This is a genomic window from Burkholderia ubonensis (genome assembly GCF_902833085.1).
Taxonomy (GTDB): Bacteria; Pseudomonadota; Gammaproteobacteria; order Burkholderiales; family Burkholderiaceae; genus Burkholderia; species Burkholderia ubonensis.
The window spans coordinates 213,709-231,577 of record NZ_CADFEB010000001.1; the positions used below are offsets into that span (position 1 = coordinate 213,709).

A 17,869-nucleotide genomic window follows, 5' to 3' on the forward strand; every position below is an offset into this window, starting at 1 on the left:
GCACGACGTGCCCGAACAGAATCATCAATACGGAATCCGAAACGCCATGCTCGACGCCAATCTCAAGAACCAACTCAAAGCGTACCTGGAAAAGATCACGCGCCCGATCGAGCTCGTCGCGTCGCTCGACGACGGCGCGAAGTCGCAGGAACTGCTCGCGCTGCTCAACGAGATTGCGTCGCTGACGACGCGTGTGACGGTGATCGAACGCCGCGGCGACACCGAGCGCAAGCCGTCGTTCTCGATCGGCGAACCGGGCAAGCCCGCGGGCATCCGCTTCGCCGGGATTCCGATGGGCCATGAATTCACGTCGCTCGTGCTCGCGCTGCTGCAGACGGGCGGCCATCCGGTCAAGCTCGACGACGATGTGATCGAGCAGATCCGCGCGCTCGACGGCGACTACGCGTTCGAGACGTATTTCTCGCTGTCGTGCCAGAACTGCCCGGAAGTCGTGCAGGCGCTGAACGTGATGTCGCTGATCAACCCGCGCATCCGCCACGTCGCGATCGACGGCGCGCTGTTCCAGAACGAAGTCGAAGCGCGCCAGATCATGGCGGTGCCGACGATGTTCCTGAACGGCGAATCGTTCGGCCAGGGCCGCAGCAGCGTGAAGGAAATCCTCGCGAAGCTCGACACCGGCGCAAGCGCACGCGCCGCGAAGGCGCTCGAGAACAAGCCGGTGTTCGACACGCTGATCGTCGGCGGCGGCCCGGCGGGCGCGGCAGCCGCGATCTATTCGGCGCGCAAGGGCATCGCGACCGGCGTCGTCGCCGAGCGCTTCGGCGGCCAGGTGCTCGACACGATGGCAATCGAGAACTTCGTGTCGGTGCAGGAAACCGAAGGGCCGAAGTTCGCGACCGCGCTCGAACAGCACGTGAAGCAGTACGACGTCGACGTGATGGACGTACAGCGCGCGGAAGTGCTGATTCCCGGCGCGGTGCACCAGATCCGCCTCGCGAACGGCGCGGTGCTGAAGGCGAAGACGATCGTCCTCGCAACCGGCGCGCGCTGGCGCGAAATCAACGTGCCCGGCGAGCGCGAATACCGCAACCGCGGCGTCGCGTACTGCCCGCACTGCGACGGCCCGCTGTTCAAGGGCAAGCGCGTCGCGGTGGTCGGCGGCGGCAACTCGGGCGTCGAGGCCGCGATCGATCTCGCGGGCATCGTGAAGGCGGTCACGCTGATCGAATACGGCGCACAACTGCGCGCGGACGAAGTGCTGCAGCGCAAGCTGCGCAGCCTGCCGAACGTGACGATCGTCACCCAGGCGCAGACGATGGAACTGACCGGCGACGGCAGCAAGCTCGACGGCCTCGTCTACAAGGACCTGCGCAGCGGCGACGTGAAGCGCATCGATCTCGAAGGCGTGTTCGTGCAGATCGGCCTCGTGCCGAACACCGAATGGCTGAAGGGCACGGTCGAGCTGTCGAAGCACGGCGAGATCGTCGTCGATGCGCGCGGCGCGACGTCGGTGCCCGGCGTGTTCGCGGCCGGCGACGTGACGACGGCGCCGTTCAAGCAGATCGTGATCGCGGTCGGCGAAGGCGCGAAGGCATCGCTCGCCGCGTTCGACCACCTGATCCGGCAGGACGTCGCGGCCGTCGACGCGAAGCCGGCCGTCGAGGAGGCGGTCGCCGCGTAATACCCGTCATACCCAAGGTTGTCTCTCTTGGCCCCGCATGCTCTGGTCAGCGTGCGGGGTCCTTTTTTTGTGCTGCCCGGATCACTGGGTTGCGGCAGGATTGTCCTTTGGCGGGGAAGAAGACGGCTTGAAACTGCTCGATTCCCTGACGAGCCGCTCGGTCATCGCAGCGGCGACGGCGTTCGAACCCGTGGACGAGCCGTGCCGGTCCGCGCCTGCGCCGGTGCCTGCACCCACCGGAAGTTGCGGCGCCGGCAACGACGGGTCGAGCTTCGCCGACTCCCTGATCAGCGCGGCGGTCTCGGGCGTCTCAGAGGTCCTGGCCGAATTCGTCGCGGCGTGACGCTCGAGGCCGTCGCGCTGACGCGACGCGTGTTGCGCCGGATTCGCGGGCGAAGCGGCCGACTTCTGCGCATCGACCGACGCGACGGCGGCGGACGGCGGCTCGCTCGGCTGGACCGGAGGCTGGGGTTTTTCGCTGACTTTCGGAGCTGCCTGCCCGGGTACGAGCGTCGCGCTCATGCGCGCAGGCGGCTGCTCGGGTGGTGGCGCAGGCGGCGGCTTCTGCAGAAGGCTCACGGGTGCCGGCGGTGGCGGCGGCACGGCGCTCACGGGTGGTGGCGGCGGTACCGCGCTCACGGCGACAGGCGGCTGTTGCGGCGCCGCGTCGGCATGCGTCGCGGTTGCGGGGGCAGACGCCGGTTGCCCGATGCTGCCCTGCACCGCGTGATCGTCGCCCGCTCGGGGTTCGGCCACTTGCGCTGGTGCGGCTGGTGCGGCCGGCGCGGCATCGCCGAAGCCGGCTTCCGCTATCGCACGGTGGTCCGCCCTGAGGAGCATCAGGTACGACACGCTGGTCGCGACCACCAGCAGCCCCCCGGCGATCATCACTTTCCTACGGGTATTCGTCATGCTTCGCTCACCGGTCGTCAATCGAAGTGAACGATCGATGATAAACGACCGCCGGCGCGTCATATCCGACGAATACATTTGGTTGCATTGATGCCGACCCCAACGCGCTCATGGGGTCGGTGCCGGATATCGCGCAAGCGCCGCTTACTCCGGAAACGGCAATTCCGTCTGCCCTTCCGCGCGCATGCCGAACGTATTGAGCGTCATCGCGACGAGCGCGTAATAGCCGAGCAGCGCGACGAGATTGACGACCACCTCGTGGCCGAAGCGCTCCTCCGCGCGTGCGAACGTCGCGTCGCTGACGCGCCGCGCATCGTACAGCTCGCTCGCGAACGCGTAGACCAGCGCATCGTCGTCCGACTCGAACATCGGTTCGACGCCGTCGCGGATCGCCTCGGCGGTCGCGGCCGGCAGGCCGGCATCGAGCGCGATCGGATGATGAATGTGCCATTCCGCCTGCGAGCGCCAGCGCGCGGCGGTGACGAGGATCGCGAGCTCCGACAGGCGCAGCGGCAAGCCGGTGCGATACCGGCAGAACGCGCCAAGCCGCTGCGCATGCTGCGCCAGCTCGGGGCTCGCGATCCAGCCGAGGAACGGGCCGTTCAGGTTGCCGCGCGGGCCGCTGAGAATCTCGGCCAGCACCGCCTTCTGCGCATCGGTCGCGGATGCGGGGTCGAATGGGGGAAGTCTCGAAGTCATCGTGTGTCCGTTCGCTGAATCGGTCATGCGCCGACCGCCGCCACCGCCGCGTCGATCGCGCCCGCCAGGCGCTCGACGATCGTGTCGATCTGCTGCTCGGTGCAGATGAACGGCGGCGCGAGCAGCACGTGGTCGCCCTGGCGTCCGTCGATCGTACCGCCCATCGGATACACCATCAAACCGCGCTGCATCGCCTCGCGCTTGATCACCGCGTTCAGCTTCAGCGCCGGATCGAACGCCGCCTTGCTCGCGCGATCGCGCACGAGTTCGACGCCGACGAACAGCCCGCGCCCGCGCACGTCGCCGATATAAGGATGCTGCGCATAACGCTCGCGCAACAGCGCACGCAGTTGCTCGCCGCGCGCCTTCACGTTGTCGAGCAGGCGTTCTTCCGCGATCACGCGCTGCACTTCGAGCGCCGCCGCGCAGGCGGTCGCATGGCCGATATACGTATGACCGTGCTGGAAGAAGCCCGACCCGCCGACGATCGTCCGGTAGATCTCGTCGCTGACGAGGGTCGCGCCGATCGGCTGGTAGCCCGCGCCGAGCCCCTTCGCGATCGTCAGCAGGTCCGGCGCGACGCCGTCTTCCTCGCACGCGAACAGGTAGCCGGTGCGCCCCATCCCCGACATGATCTCGTCGAGGATCAGCAGCACGCCGTACTTGTCGCACACCGCGCGAATCTTCTTCAGGTACGTGCGCACCGGCGGCACCGCGCCGGCCGTCGCGCCGACCACCGTCTCCGCGACGAACGCGGCAACGCTGTCCGCGCCGAGTTCGAGAATCTTCTGCTCGAGTTCGTCGGCGAGACGCTGCGCGAACGCCTCCTCGGTTTCATCCGCGCGCTGCTCGCGATACGCGTAGCACGGGCTCACGTGATGCGCTTCGATCAGGATCGGCAGGAACGGCTCGCGCCGCCATGCGTTGCCGCCGATCGCGAGCGCGCCGAGCGTATTGCCGTGATAGCTCTGCCGGCGCGCGATGAAGTGACGCCGCTGCGGCTCGCCCTTCTCGACGAAATACTGGCGCGCGAGCTTGAGCGCCGCCTCGATCGCCTCCGAGCCGCCCGACACGAAATACACATGGTCGAGCCCCGCCGGCGCGGCGTCGACGAGCCGGTCGGCCAGTTCCTCGGCGACGTCGGTGGTGAAGAACGACGTGTGCGCGTACGGCAGTTGCTGCGCCTGGCGCTTGATCGCGTCGATCACGCGCTGGTTGCTGTGCCCGAGGCACGACACGGCGGCGCCGCCGCATGCGTCGATGTAGCGCTTGCCGGTCGAGTCGATGATCTCGATGCCGTCGCCGGCGACGGCGACCGGGAGTGTCGCGCGCGGGGCGCGATGGAAAACGGTTGTCATGCGTTGCCTCATGGTTCAGGACGCGTCTGTCGCGCGCCTGTCCGGCACGATGCGCGTCGCGAAACGCTGCGTGCCGTGTTGGTGGACTGTCATGTCGATGCCCGCTGCGCCGATCGCGAACACCGCGGTCGCAAGCGTGTTCTCGTCGTCGGGATCGTGCGGATCGTCGCGATAGATCGGCAGGCCTTCAGGCGCACGATCGCCGAGCACGTTCAGCAACGCGCGCTCGTCGATCGCATCGATGCCGGGCGTGAGCGCGTCGACGCGCCGCTGCCGATCCGCCGACGACTGCGTGACGATCTGGGCCTCCGCGTCGCAGCCCGCATGCACCATGTGATTCGCATGGCCGGACAGCCGCGCGACGTCGACGACCGAGCAGCGCGCGACGCTCGCCTCGATGCTCAGCAGCCGCGCGTCGTCCGTCGCGCCGAGCGTGTGATGAAAGCCGCTCGCCCGCGCATGCGTGCGCAGCACGTCGACGGCCGCGTCGAGCGACGTCGCATCGAGCACCGCGCGCGCGAGAATCATCCGCGGCACGCCGGCGGCCGGCGTCTTGATACGCAAATTGTTGATCGCCTGCGCGATGCCCGCGCGATTCGCGGCGAACGTGTGGCCCGGCAGCGAGCCCGGGTAATAGAAGCTGATGAAACCGGGCTTGCCCGCGGGCCGCACGTCGACGAGCAGGCAGCGCTCGCGCAGGAACGGGTCGCCGTCTTCGTTGTGCGCGATCCAGCGCGTGCCGTCCGCGCCGCGCGCGGCGAGCGTCGTGCAGCCGTCCGGCGCGTTGTGGATCAGCTCGCCGCGGCAATTCCACAGAAAGACGTCTTCCGCCGGCCAGCCGAGGCCGGCCGCGATCCCGTCGAGCTCCGCGACGAGATCGGGATACGCGGCGAGCGCCGCCTGCCGCAACGCGTGTACGAACGGATGGCCGCGCCAGCGGCTGACCGCCTGCCACGCACTGCTCTGCTGCATGTACGCGTCGAACACCGGCCGCGCGAGTTCGCCGAGACGCACGCCGATGTCGAACGGCGTGCCGGCGATGACGGGAGAAAGGGAGAGCTGCATGTCGGACGTCAGGGTCGTGCTCAGGACACGTGTTTCAGGAATTCCTTCAGGCGCGGCGTCGGCGGCCGGTCGATCAGGTCGGCCGGGTGGCCGTCCTCGGCGATGCCGCCCTGATCCATGAACAGCAGCCGCGTGCCGACCCGCTTCGCGAAGCCGATCTCGTGCGTGACGACGATCATCGTCATGCCTTCGTTGGCGAGATCCTGCATCACTTTCAGCACTTCGTGGCGCAGTTCCGGATCGAGCGCGGAAGTCGGCTCGTCGAACAGCATCAGCCGGGGCCGGATCGCGAGCGCGCGCGCGATCGCGACGCGCTGCTGCTGGCCGCCCGACAGCTCGGACGGGTAATGATTCGCGCGCGATTCGAGGCCGACCTTGTCGAGCAGCGCCATCGCCTGGTCGCGCGCGTCGGCGCGCGATGCGCCGCGCACCTGCATCGGCCCGAACATCACGTTCTCGAGCGCGGTCATCTGCGGGAACAGGTTGAACTGCTGGAACACCATCCCGGCCTCGAGCCGGATGTTGCGGATCGTCGCCGCGTGGCCGCGCACGCTCTGGCCGTCGACGAGCAGATCGCCGGACGTGATCTTCTCGAGCGCGTTGATACAGCGCAGCATCGTCGACTTGCCCGAGCCCGACGGGCCGATCACGACCACCACCTCGCCTGCGTCGATCTTCAGGTCGATGTTCTTCAGCACCGGCACGTGGCCGAAGCTCTTCGACACGTTCTGGAATTCGATCATGCTCATAAGATTTTCATCCGTTTCTCGACCACGCGCAGCGTCAGCGTCATCGCGCCCGTCAGCATCAGGTAGATGGCCGCCACCGCGGTCCAGATCTCGACTGCCTGGAAATTGCCCGCGATGATTTCCTGCCCCTTGCGCGTCAGCTCGCCGACGCCGATCACGATGAACAGCGACGTGTCCTTCAGGCTCACGATGCACTGGTTGCCGAGCGGCGGAATCAGCCGCCGGAACGCGAGCGGCCCGACCACCTTCAGCAGCACGCGCGGCATCGACAGCCCCATCGCGAGCCCCGCTTCCGTCAATCCCTTCGGAATCGACAGCAGCGCGCCGCGCACCACTTCCGCGAGATACGCGCCGGAGTTCACGGTGATCGCGATGATCGCGGCCGTCAGCCCGTCGATGCGGATGTGCGCGAGCAGCGGCAGCGCGAAATACAGGAACATCACCTGCACGACGATCGGCGTGCCGCGGATCAGCTCGATGTAGACCTGCGCGAGCACGTTCATTGCCTTCGGCCCGTACGCGCGGAACATGCCTGCGATCATGCCCACGACGAAGCCGCCCAATAACCCGAATAACGCGATGAACACCGTCAGCCGTACCCCATCCATCAGGTCCGGCAACGCCGTCCAGATCGCTGACCAATCGAAATTCACTTGCCGCTCCCCGTTCGATTCAAGACCGGCGCAGCCGCACGGCCGCGCCATGATGCACCGTCACGCTCACATCTTCGGCGGCTCGGCGCCGAACCACTTCTTGTAGATCTGTGCGTAGCGGCCGTCGGACTTGATCTTCACGAGCTCCTCGTTGACCTTCGCGACGAGCGGGCTGCCCTTCGGGAAGCCGATCCCGTACTTGTCGCCGCTGACCGGCTGGCCCGCGACCTTCACCTTGCCCTTGCCTTCGTTGTTCACGAAGAACAGCACGTTCGGCGTGTCGTGCATCGCCGCGTCGACGCGGCCGGCCTCGAGCGCGAGATACGCCTGGTCGATGTTCGGGAACTGGCGGAGCTCCTTCGGCTTCAGGTGCGCCTTGATCCAGTCGATCGTCGCGGTGCCCGTCTTCGCGGCGATCACCTTGCCGTTCAGGTCGTCGATCGACTTGATCGTCGTGTTGCCGGTCTGCACCATCGCGGCGAGGCCGCTGTCGTAGTACGGCGCGGAGAAGTCGATCGCCTTCTTGCGCTCTTCCTTGATGGTCATGCCCGACAGCGCGACGTCGATGTTCTGCGTCTGCAGCGCCGGGATCAGGCCCGCGAAATCCATCGGCTGGATCGTGTATTTCCAGCCCTGGTCCTTCGCGATCTCCGCCCACAGGTCGAGATCGAAGCCGACGTACTTGTCGCCCTGCTTGAACTCGAACGGCATGAACGACGTGTCGGTGCCGACGACGAGCGTCTTCGTGTCGGCGTGCGCGACGCTTGCGCCGAGCATCGCGACGACCACGGCAGTTTTCAGGAAGGAACGGCGACTCATGGCATTTCTCCGCATTGATTGGCGATGGACCCGGCACCCCGGCCGGGTGAAGCGACGACAGCAAGCCGCACCGCAACATGCGATGTCGAATTAGAACGTAGTGCAACATGTGTTGTCAACGCCGATACTACGACAACAAAAAAATGCGCAACAGGCAATTGCATCGAGAAAAACCCGAGCCTCGGCGCGGGAGCGTCGCAGCGCTTCGCTCAGACGAAACGGTGCGCAAATGAAAAAACGCCGCCGTGCCCGAAGGCACGGCGGCGTGATGAAACGATCGTTGCGAACGGCCGCCCGGTCGACCGGGCGGCGTGCGGTCACGGCCCGGCGAAGAACAGCCCGACGACGCAGGCCATGCCGGCAAACCACGTGAGCGAGCGCAGCGCGGCCCAGTTCAGCAGGTACAGCAGCGAATAGACGACGCGGATCACGACGAACGCGATCGCGAGCTGGTCGACGCGATGCGCGTTGGCGCCGGACTGCCACGCGATGACGAGGCCGGCCGTAAACAGCGCGAGCGCCTCCCACGCGTTGTGGTGCGCGGCCGCCGCGCGGGCGCGCCAGCCTTCGAGCTTCGCGAGGTATTCGCGCGGCGTGTGGTTGTCGTAGCCCTTCTTCGCCTTCGCGAGAATCGTCAGCGGGAACGGCAACACCGCCACGATGAACAGGCACAGCTGGGACGTCGTCATCAAAGCCTCCTCCGTGTTTATGATTACATTATTCAATGACAAGATCGCCGAGAGCTTAGCATCGCCCCGCCGCGAGTGCGCACCGGTTTTCTAGACGGGACGCTCGGCCGCTCACGCGCGCCGGAATTTCCACCAAATTGCCGACAAAAACATTAATTCAAACTGGTCAATCCCCAATAACATAGCGCTCATTGCTGGTCTGGCGCCGATCCGCGCCAGACCGACCGACCATCGATCCGAGCCCACGCCATGCCCCGCCCCATCGTCGCCCACATCCGTCCCGCCGCCGTTCGCCACAACCTCGAATTCATTCGCCGGAGCGTCGCGCCGTCGCGCGTGTGGGCGGTCGTCAAGGCCAACGCCTACGGCCACGGCATCGAGCGGATCTATCCGGGGCTCGCGGCGGCGGACGGCATCGCGCTGCTCGACCTCGACGAAGCGGTGCGCGTGCGCGCGCTCGGCTGGGACAAGCCCGTGCTGCTGCTCGAAGGGATTTTCGATCCGGCCGACGTCGAGCTGGTCGAGCGCCACCGGCTGACGGTCGCGGTCCACTGCGACGCGCAGCTCGACCTGCTGATCGCCGCGAAGCCGCAGCGGCCGATCGACATCCAGCTCAAGATGAATTCCGGCATGAACCGGCTCGGCTACCGGCCCGACGCATTCCGCGCCGCATGGGAGCGCGCGGCCGGCGCGCCGTCGATCGGTGCGATCACGCTGATGATGCACTTCGCGAACGCCGACGAAGGCGAGATCGACTGGCAGCTCGACCAGTTCGACGCGGCGACGGCCGGCATGCCGGGCGAGCGCTCGGTGTCGAACTCGGCCGCCGTGCTGTGGCATCCGCGCGCGCATCGCGACTGGGTGCGCCCCGGCACGATCCTGTACGGCGCGTCGCCGACCGGCGCGGCGCGCCACATCGCCGATACGCCGCTGATGGCGTCGATGACGCTGACGAGCCGGATCATCGGCGTGCAGACGCTCGCGCCGCAGGAAACCGTCGGCTACGGCCGCCGCTTCACGGCCGACCAGCCGATGCGGGTCGGCGTCGTCGCGTGCGGCTATGCGGACGGCTATCCGCGCCACGCGCCGACCGGCACGCCGATCGCGGTGGACGGCGTGCTGACGCGCGTCGTCGGCCGCGTGTCGATGGACATGCTCACCGTCGACCTCACGCCGTGTCCGAACGCGGGCATCGGTTCGCACGTCGAGCTGTGGGGCGATCAGGTGAAGGTCGACGACGTCGCCGAAGCGAGCGGCACGATCGGCTACGAGCTGATGTGCGCGGTCGCGCCCCGCGTGCCGGTCGTGGTCGAGCCGTTCGGCTCGTCCAGCACGTCCGGCACGTCGGCAACGCAGGACGAGCCGCTGCGCACCGGCAGCTACGGGCGGTAATTCCGGCGCACGGCGTCGCCGCGCGTCGGCATCAGGTCCGCCAGCGCGGCGGCCGCTTCTCCAGGAACGCGTCGATGCCCTCGCCCGCGTCCTCCTCCATCATGTTGCGCGCCATCACGTCGCCCGCATACGCGTAGGCGTCGTCGAGTGTCATCTCGCGCTGCCGGTAGAACATCGTCTTGCCGTAGCGCACGGCGGCCGGGCTTTTCGCGACGATCTCGGCGACCTTGCGCGCGACCGCGGCGTCGAGCGCGTCTTCCGGCACCGCTTCGTTGACGAGGCCCCATGCGGCGGCCGTCGCCGCGTCGACGAAACGCCCGGTGACGAGCATGTCGAACGCGCGCTTCGCCGCGACGCTGCGGCTCAGCGCGACGGCCGGGGTCGAGCAGAACAGGCCGACGTTGATGCCGGACACCGCGAAGCGCGCGGTATCGGCCGCGATCGCGAGATCGCACGCGGCGACGAGCTGGCAGCCCGCGGCCGTCGCGATGCCGTGCACGCGCGCGATCACCGGCACCGGCAGCGCGCGCATCGCGAGCATCACGCGGCTGCACTGCGCGAACAGCGCACGGTAATAGTCGAGGTCGGGCTTGCCGCGCATCTCGCGCAGGTCGTGGCCCGCGCAGAACGCCTTGCCTTCGGCGGCGAGGATCACGCAGCGCACGTGCGGATCGGCTGCGAGCGATTCGAATGCGTCATGCAGGCTCGCGAGCATCGCTTCGGACAATGCGTTGAATTGCTGCGGGCGGTTCAGGCGCAGCGTGACGACGCCGTCGCGGGCTTCGCGCTGCAGGATGGGTTCCGATGAAGCGGGATTCGAATCCATGGTGGCCCCCCGGATTGAGAGTGATCGCGGTGCGGTAACGGATCAATATAGTCCAATCGGGGCGCGGCTGGAGGATGTCGACGCCCGGGACAGTCCAGCCGGATCACGGTCCGCGCACCGCCGACGCCGCTTCAGCGAGGCAGATACTCGCCGTCGCGCGCCGACCAGCCAAACGTCTGGCGCCATTTGCCGCCGCGCTCGCGCAATTGCAAGTCGCGAAATCCGTCGGTCGACGTCGACAGTACGTTCAGCGCGTTGCTGCCGTCCGTGATGTCGTGATCGCGCGTTCCGTCGGCATGCCAGTCGCCGGCAATGTTCCGATAGAACATCATCGGCTGCGCGAACACGACGCGCAATGTGTTGCCGTCGATCCGGAACAGGTACAGCGCCTCGAACGACGCACCGCCGCCCGCATAAGGGATCGACCAGCCTGCGCGCACACCGAACGCCGCATCGCCCGCGCGAAGCAGATACGGCGCGAGATCGAAGCGCAGCCATTGCTCGGGACGCAACTTGCGATCGTCGGGCCGCACATCGTCGAGGCTGTCGGGATTGTCGAGATTCGTATTGCTCCAGTCGGTCGCTACATCGAGCGGTTGCCCGGTCCGCGCGACGAGGCGCGGCGCACCGTCCGGACCGCGCTCGAATACGCCAAGCCAGACGAGGCCCTTCACGGTATCGGCGCGGTAGCCGTCGCAATCGCTGGGTGCACGAAATCGCAGCACCTGTTCCGCACGCTCGGCGCTCGGCGCCGCGCAGACGATCGCGACAAATGCGCCCGGACGCTGCGGCCAAGGCTTCGCGCCGACCAGCACGACGCGCGCCGGGTCCTGGCCCGGTGCGAGTTGCGTGATCAGCGCCTGCCTCGTGAAGCCGGGCGGCAGACGCGTGCCGAAGCCGTCCACTTCGGGCGCGCCGCTCATGTCACGCGCGAAGGCTGCGCGCGTCTCGGGCGAATCGAGTTTCCCGGGCGCCTGGTCAAGCGAGTGCGCGGTGCCTGCCGCGTGCGCGGCGAGGCCCGCGAAGGCGGTACCGATCGCGATCAGCCACGGTGCGAAGCGAGTCGTCATACAGGACATTCCAGTGAAATGACGAGGCAACGCGCGACGACGTCGCTGACGCGCAGCAACGACGCTGGCTCAAGCAGGGTGGAAATGTGTCGGCGCACCGCTCTCGTTCTTGATACCGGTCGGTACGGACTTTGCTCGCTCCTGGCGAACACGTGCCGTCCCTCGGCTGCGAGGGAGGATACGAATATTCCATGCCGTTGTAAATCGCCCGCCCAATGCGGCGACGTCATGCCCGCCCGCATCCCGTTCTTCGCCTATCCGCCGAAAGTGTGCGGAGCAACGGGATGGCCGAGAGCTTCGTCAATACGATGAAGCGTGATTACGTTTCGTGGATGCCCAAGCCCGACGCCAGAACGGTGCTGCAGAACCTGGCCATCGCGTTCGACCATTACAACGAGTCGCATCTGCACGGCGCCTTGAAATACCGCTCGCCGCGCAAGTTTCGTCAGCAAGCAAACTCTCCAACCCAAGCGTGACCGCGTGTCCGGTCATGCAGGGGCAAGTCCATGCCCTGCATAGCACTCATTTGGCTCGCATCGCATCCCGCGGCACGGCATGTTGCCTGTCCGGTAGATATTTACAGCGCGTTTGCATCCGCGTACTGCGTTCCAGATTGGCGCATTGGGGGCACCAGTGTCCCCGTAGTATGACTTGGGGTTTCGTTGACCAGACGTGGCCCAGTCTGCACTGCCACTCCAGCGGATGGTGCGTCGAGACGTACTTTTCCGACAGACAGTGCCCTCCGCGTTGGGCTGCAATGTCACGCATTTTGTCGATGCCCAGTCGCCGCCCTTCCCGAAAGCAGCGCTGACACCAGTGCTTCTTTGCGGTAATCGCCGGCGACTCCCATTCATGTCCGCGGGCACAGCGCCAGCGCAATTGTTGCAGTTGGTTGTCATAGGTTTCTGACAAGCACTCGCCGCCGCGGCTTGCCGCCAGCGCACGCATCTCGTCTATCGTATGGCGCATCCGTTCGCGATAACACTGCCAGCACCATTTTCCGCTGTGGATACCACCGGGTGTGGTTAACCAGCGATGGCCGACCGCGCACTCAAATAGCAGTGGGGTAGTGGCATTCACATAATTTTTTGACAGGCACCGGCCGCCGCGGGCCTTAGCCGCTCGCTGGACATCATCCAGCGACCCGCGCATAGCTTGCACGGCGCATATCTTGCACCACGTACCGCGCTTAACACTGTGCGGGATCGCGAGCCAGCGATGGCCCTCCGCGCATTCCCATTCCAGCCGCGTCTTGGCATTGACATACCGTTTCGACAGGCAGCGCCCGCCACGTGTGGCCGCAATGGCCTGCATGTCCGCAAGCGTCGGCGTCGAACGGCTTTGCTGTTTCGGCGATTTTGTCATGGTGTCGCTCGTCTAATCGAATCGTGCGTGCTGGTTGGGCTTGCCGTGATCGGCTTGGATCGCAGCATTCCAATGCCTGGCTCAGCCTTCATCCAGTGTGCCCGGTTGCGCTCACCGCTTTCGGCTTCGGCGCCGTCGCGGCCGGCGCACTCTGCCGAGGCGCCGCCCGAGTGACGGGCTGATCCTTGGCATCGAGCAGCACAAGCACGTTGTCGCGCACCTCGACCTTGACGGGATCGGTCTGCTTCCATTGCTTTTTCGGCATGGTCAGCTTCCAGACTGCCCCCTCCCCCGGCTCACGGAAGAACGCCACGACGCCCACCACATGCGCGTCCGGGTGCATCGGTTCGCTCACGCTGGCATTCGCACCGGGGCGAAGCACCACATCCTTGGTGGCGAGCAAATCCGCCTTGAGCGCGTCGAGGTCATGGGTCTGCAACTGGGTGTAGTCGAGTTGGTCGAAAGTTTTCGCGTCCTTCAACTGGTAGAGCCTCACGACCGTCGACAAAGGCTGCCCAGCGGCATTTGCGTTTAACGACGACCGGGCGACGAGGTCTACATTCATCGTCTTCACTTGTGTCGTGAAGACCCATTTCGCCGCGCCCACCGTGCTGTCCTTCACGGCTTGCCCGACGCCGCAGCCGGCGGTTGCAAGGATGACCGAGGCGGCCGCTGCCCCGACCAGGCTTCGCCCGGTCGGTGTCCTGAGAGGGTTCTTTCGCTGCTTGTCCATATTTCGTGTCCTGCATCGCGTTGTCCTGCCGAATGGTGTATCGGGCTTATACGGCTTCCGTCGCGCCGTGCCAGCGGCCCAGCTGTACCGATGTCACGCATGGGCGTCCGTTTTGCCCCCTGGGCGGGGAGCCCAGTTGCGTGGTCAGACCCAGCTTCGCCTGACCGGACGCCAACAGCGGCTCGGGCATCAGGTCCGGGGGCACCCGCATCTCCAGCAGCGCTTCGCTTTCGTAGCCGAGGTAGAAGCGCAGCAACGCGGTGATCTGGCGGTACGTCGGTTGTCCCGGCACGAGCGCCGCGACTGCGTCGCGCGTGTGCGGCGTGATCACGATACGCAGTGTGTTCGCCCGATCGTAAAACCCGCGTCCGAGCAAGCATTGCTCGCCGAGCGCCGCCGGTTCGAAGTCGTTGACGGTACGCCACACCGGATGAAACTCCTCGACCGCAATGGCGGCGTCCGGAATCGCGGGGCGCAGCACGCCGGCAAGCCCTTCCGCGGTGCGCGTCTTCTGAGCGGCCAGTCCGAGCATCGACAACAGCGTGCGCGCCCCCACGTCCGGTGGAAGTCCCCAGTCCGGCGCACGCGTGTCCAGCGAACGGAACCCGAGACCCACCAGGCTGAGCACGCCCCGCGAGACGGTATCGAAGCCATCCGGCCGGAAGCCGGCCGGATACCGGTATTTGCGCCAGATCCGGTAGAACTGCGTGGCAATGCGATGGTGGAACAGGTCCAGGAACGCAGACAGCGGCTCGGCGCCGTCGCGGTTCTGCGCAACCTCGTCAATGAAATACGCCGGCATGCGTGCGTCGACGCCGTACAGGCCGAGGAACGTCGTGCGGACGGCGGGCGGCATCGCCGGATCGTCGAGATCGAATTCGACCGAATCGATCTCGCGCGCCGGAAATCCCAACTGCGCACGAGACCGGAAGCGGACCGGATCCGTCGCAGGCGAATCGGTGGTACCCAGCGGCGCGGCATCTGATGCAGCCAGTTCGATCAGCGCGCAGAAGCGATAGAAATTCATCCGGTGCGCCTGATTCAGCAGCGCCGGCAGCAACGTACGGTCCGCCCGGGGCGACGGCAGGGTCGTCAGGCTGCGCTCGGGCGCATTCGCGGGGGCGTTCAAAACGGCGCTCCTTCACCCTTCGTATCGGGCCATTCGAGGCGCCGGCCGGTCGGCTGCGACACGATCACCAGCTTCGTGTACAGGTTGACCGTCGCATACAGGCCCAGGAACCGATTGAGCATGGCGCCGAACAGCTCGAGATCGCCGTCACCCGCGAAGTGCGTGCTGTCGATCGTCACGGCAATTTCGACCCCGCGCATCAACCCACCCTTCACGAGCTTTTGCAGCGGCCCATGCCTCACGTCGAGGATCGCCTCGATCCGGCGGCGATTCAACTCGCCGTCGGTCCAGTCGTACAGGGCCAGCGACCCGCGCAGGATTTCCGCATCGAGCAGCGACAGGTAATTCGGCGCCAGATGCGAGAGCACCCGCCACTGGAAACGATCGGCTGTCGGCGGATACACCGGTAACGTGGGCGCGGTCAGGTTGCGCACCGACGCGATGTTCGTGAATCCGGCCCGCATGCGCGTGATGCTCGCTTCCCGCAACGCCTTGCGCGGCAGCATGCCGTTGGTGCCCGTGACCGACAGCGACAGTGTTTCCTGAGGCAACGCGTGCTCCGTTTCCCAGGCATGGCCGCCGAGCACCACCCAGGTGTCGAACCGTCCGGACGGTGCGCGCCGCACGTGCGCGTGGAAATACCGCTCCGGCATCGCATGGCGCAGCATGCCGCCGCGGTGACGGAATGCCGCGAACGGCACATATTCGAAGCGTCGGCCGCGCTCGATCCCGTGCACCGCGTCGACCGAGTAGATGTCGACCAGCGGCCCGTGCTGCTCGCGCGCCCGCACCCGATATTCGGTCTCGAACTGCGTGACCTTGACCGGATCGGCCTGGACGGGAAACAGGTTGATGATCGGCGTGCAGTACAGTCGCACGTTTTCCGCGTTGAAGCGCATGTCGTCCTGCCAGGGCTTTGCCAGCACGATCTCGACATCGACGTAGGGAGCGGACGCGGGAATGGCCTGGATGTCGAGCCCGAGCAGGTCGACGAACATGAACTTCTCGGGGAACGTGAAGTACTCCAGCAGCAACTGATAGCCGCCGAACGCGTTGTCGGCTTTCGGCCACAGGCGTTCATTGCCCGCGAAACCAGCCGCCTCCAGCCGCAGACCCGGCATATCCTGGGACGACCCCGGCCGATCCGCCGGGAAACCCGGGACGCGCACGTGCATCGCGAGCGGCTTCGCTGTCAACGCAGCATGCAGTGCGAGGGCCACTGGTCGATCCGCGTCGAGATACAGCCGCAGGCGCGGCACACGCAACCGTTCGCGCTGGGCCTGCGGCTGGATAGCGAGGCGAAGCCGGATCACTGAACGACCGTCTTCGCGCGCCCATGCCCCCGCCTCGGTCAACGTGATCGGATAGAGGTCGATCGGCTGCGTGGTGCGGTAGACGCATTCGACGTGTGCGGCCGCGTCCCCATTGCCGCCGGTCGAGATCGGTCCGGACGTCACCTCGAGCCCCGCCCCAAGCGTCTCGTGCTTCTGCAGCGCGCCCATGTCCGGCGTGAGTTCGAGAATCGACAGCGACGGAATCATGCGCAGGTAGTGCGGCCAGAGCATGCTGACGAGCCCTTCGGTCAGTTCGGGCAGTTCGTCGTCGAGCTTGTGGCGCAGTCGCCCCATCAGGAACGCGAAGCCCTCGAGCAGTCGTTCCACATGGGGGTCGCGCTCGCCGCCACGGTCAAGGCCCAACTCGCGGGCCCGATCGGGGAAGGCATGGGCGAACTCCCGGCCGGCTTCGCGCAGATAGCGCATCTCGGCCTCGTAATAGCGCAGGATCTCGTTATCCTTGATGGGATTCGTCATTCGGTGTCCTGTCGTGTCATTCCGGCATCGGTCCGCCCGGGACGGGCACGGACGCATGGCGAGCTGCCGCGAGTGCGCCCGGCGGCAGCGGCGGCGGTTGCGAGGCAGCCCCGCCCGCGCGAGGCGTGGAAGCCCGGGGCACGAAAATGCGCGACGGCAATGCGAACCCGCGAAGCGACAGCAGTTCGAGCGGCCCCTTGCCCACGTCGGTGCGCATCAGGTAGGTGAGCGGATACGCGAGTGATGACGGCGCGGACGTCAACGGCCCCTGCGCCGTCAATGCATCGTGATCGTCCGTCTGCGCGGTAGCTGATCCGGATGCCGGTGCCGGCGGCACGGCCTGCCAGGTAATCAGGTAGGTGGCCGTATCCATCGGGGTCACCTGTGCCCGCTCCAGCAGGCGCACGAGCGCCCACCGTCCGCCGAATTCCAGATTCAGGTTCGTACCGGACCGCTCGGTTTGCCACTCGAGCCGGGTGCCGGCTTTCTGCGGCTCGTTCGACGGCCACGTGAGCGTCTGCCACGTTTCCTGCTGGTTGTAGTAGTGCAGTTTCTGACCATCGACGCTCAGGCGCGTATCGGTCACGCCCGACGTGGGTACGGGCTTGAGATCGAACGCATACCGCGGCTCGCCCTGCGCGAGCAGGTGAGCGGCGATCCGCTGCAACATGTTGATCGCGTTGAGGAAGGCCGGATCGATCGTGCGTGCCGCACTACTCGCGCCTGAGCCGCTCGACGCCGGCACCCATTGATCGCCCTGCAGCGTCAGCACGCCCGCAAGCTGGGTCGCCAGGAATGAACCGACGAGCCCGCCCTGCGGACGCAGGAAGCGCGCCAGTTCGGGCAGCGACGCATCGTTGGCCGTGTTCGCGAACGGATAGCGGCCGGCAAACGACCGATTCCAGGTCGCGACGATCGTCTGCCGCCACGCGTCGTTCAGGCTGGCCTGGGCCGGTT

The 17,869-nt window shown here is 66.6% G+C and carries 16 protein-coding genes and 2 pseudogenes; 3 read left to right on the forward strand and 15 right to left on the reverse strand.

The window, feature by feature from the left end:
• Positions 1-46 precede the first annotated feature (46 nt).
• Positions 47-1,642, forward strand: coding sequence for an alkyl hydroperoxide reductase subunit F (ahpF, locus tag HWX31_RS00940; protein ID WP_174962446.1), 1,596 nt, complete (start codon positions 47-49; stop codon positions 1,640-1,642).
• An 81-nt stretch (positions 1,643-1,723) separates the two neighbouring features.
• Here the strand turns inward: ahpF and HWX31_RS00945 are convergent, their stop codons facing one another.
• The 8 genes from HWX31_RS00945 to HWX31_RS00980 all read right to left on the reverse strand — a co-directional run bounded on the left by HWX31_RS00945 (position 1,724) and on the right by HWX31_RS00980 (position 8,586).
• Positions 1,724-2,632 (reverse strand): extensin, encoded by a 909-nt coding sequence (locus HWX31_RS00945; RefSeq protein ID WP_341829906.1) that lies wholly within the window; start codon positions 2,630-2,632, stop codon positions 1,724-1,726.
• A gap of 66 nt (positions 2,633-2,698) precedes the next feature.
• Complete coding sequence (locus HWX31_RS00950) at positions 2,699-3,253, reverse strand: carboxymuconolactone decarboxylase family protein (RefSeq protein WP_174962444.1); 555 nt, start codon at positions 3,251-3,253, stop codon at positions 2,699-2,701.
• 23 nt (positions 3,254-3,276) lie between these two features.
• The gene (locus HWX31_RS00955) at positions 3,277-4,611 is read right to left on the reverse strand and encodes an aspartate aminotransferase family protein (protein WP_059658667.1); all 1,335 of its coding nucleotides are present in this window, start codon (positions 4,609-4,611) and stop codon (positions 3,277-3,279) included.
• A 15-nt stretch (positions 4,612-4,626) separates the two neighbouring features.
• Entirely contained in the window at positions 4,627-5,676 is a 1,050-nt protein-coding gene (locus HWX31_RS00960) for a C45 family autoproteolytic acyltransferase/hydrolase (protein WP_174962442.1), read from the reverse strand.
• Between the two features lie 20 nt (positions 5,677-5,696).
• Entirely contained in the window at positions 5,697-6,425 is a 729-nt protein-coding gene (glnQ, locus tag HWX31_RS00965; RefSeq protein ID WP_174962440.1) for a glutamine ABC transporter ATP-binding protein GlnQ, read from the reverse strand.
• The gene (gene glnP / locus HWX31_RS00970) at positions 6,422-7,129 is read right to left on the reverse strand and encodes a glutamine ABC transporter permease GlnP (protein WP_174962438.1); all 708 of its coding nucleotides are present in this window, start codon (positions 7,127-7,129) and stop codon (positions 6,422-6,424) included. The genes glnQ and glnP overlap by 4 nt, the downstream gene beginning before the upstream one ends.
• 15 nt (positions 7,130-7,144) lie before the next feature.
• Positions 7,145-7,897 carry a glutamine ABC transporter substrate-binding protein GlnH gene (gene glnH, locus HWX31_RS00975; protein WP_059610832.1) on the reverse strand — a complete coding sequence of 251 codons (753 nt, stop codon included), beginning with the start codon at positions 7,895-7,897 and terminating at the stop codon, positions 7,145-7,147.
• Positions 7,898-8,214: 317 nt separating this feature from the next.
• Complete coding sequence (locus HWX31_RS00980; RefSeq protein WP_174962437.1) at positions 8,215-8,586, reverse strand: MAPEG family protein; 372 nt, start codon at positions 8,584-8,586, stop codon at positions 8,215-8,217.
• Positions 8,587-8,835: 249 nt separating this feature from the next.
• On the opposite strand from HWX31_RS00980, the gene alr reads away from it, so the two are divergent.
• Positions 8,836-9,978: an alanine racemase gene (alr, locus tag HWX31_RS00985; RefSeq protein WP_174962435.1), complete on the forward strand. Its 1,143-nt coding sequence runs from the start codon at positions 8,836-8,838 to the stop codon at positions 9,976-9,978.
• Positions 9,979-10,009: 31 nt separating this feature from the next.
• Here alr and HWX31_RS00990 read toward each other — a convergent pair whose 3' ends face one another.
• Positions 10,010-10,804, reverse strand: coding sequence for an enoyl-CoA hydratase (locus tag HWX31_RS00990; protein ID WP_059636040.1), 795 nt, complete (start codon positions 10,802-10,804; stop codon positions 10,010-10,012).
• 131 nt (positions 10,805-10,935) lie between these two features.
• Positions 10,936-11,874 carry a hypothetical protein gene (locus HWX31_RS00995; protein WP_174962433.1) on the reverse strand — a complete coding sequence of 313 codons (939 nt, stop codon included), beginning with the start codon at positions 11,872-11,874 and terminating at the stop codon, positions 10,936-10,938.
• A gap of 266 nt (positions 11,875-12,140) precedes the next feature.
• On the opposite strand from HWX31_RS00995, the pseudogene HWX31_RS01000 reads away from it, so the two are divergent.
• Positions 12,141-12,350: pseudogene (locus HWX31_RS01000) on the forward strand (integrase core domain-containing protein); the annotation flags it as partial.
• Positions 12,351-12,396: 46 nt separating this feature from the next.
• Here the strand turns inward: HWX31_RS01000 and HWX31_RS01005 are convergent.
• The 5 genes and pseudogenes from HWX31_RS01005 to HWX31_RS35290 form a co-directional block, all read right to left on the reverse strand.
• Entirely contained in the window at positions 12,397-13,239 is an 843-nt protein-coding gene (locus tag HWX31_RS01005) for a hypothetical protein (RefSeq protein ID WP_174962431.1), read from the reverse strand.
• A gap of 88 nt (positions 13,240-13,327) precedes the next feature.
• Positions 13,328-13,972, reverse strand: coding sequence for a type VI secretion system lipoprotein TssJ (gene tssJ, locus HWX31_RS01010; protein WP_175933857.1), 645 nt, complete (start codon positions 13,970-13,972; stop codon positions 13,328-13,330).
• 46 nt (positions 13,973-14,018) lie between these two features.
• Positions 14,019-14,999, reverse strand: a complete 981-nt coding sequence (gene tssG, locus HWX31_RS01015; RefSeq protein ID WP_174962586.1) for a type VI secretion system baseplate subunit TssG — start codon at positions 14,997-14,999, stop codon at positions 14,019-14,021.
• A 98-nt stretch (positions 15,000-15,097) separates the two neighbouring features.
• Complete coding sequence (gene tssF / locus HWX31_RS01020; protein ID WP_175933870.1) at positions 15,098-16,912, reverse strand: type VI secretion system baseplate subunit TssF; 1,815 nt, start codon at positions 16,910-16,912, stop codon at positions 15,098-15,100.
• A gap of 400 nt (positions 16,913-17,312) precedes the next feature.
• Positions 17,313-17,852, reverse strand: a pseudogene (locus HWX31_RS35290) (type VI secretion IcmF C-terminal domain-containing protein); the annotation flags it as partial.
• Positions 17,853-17,869 lie beyond the last annotated feature (17 nt).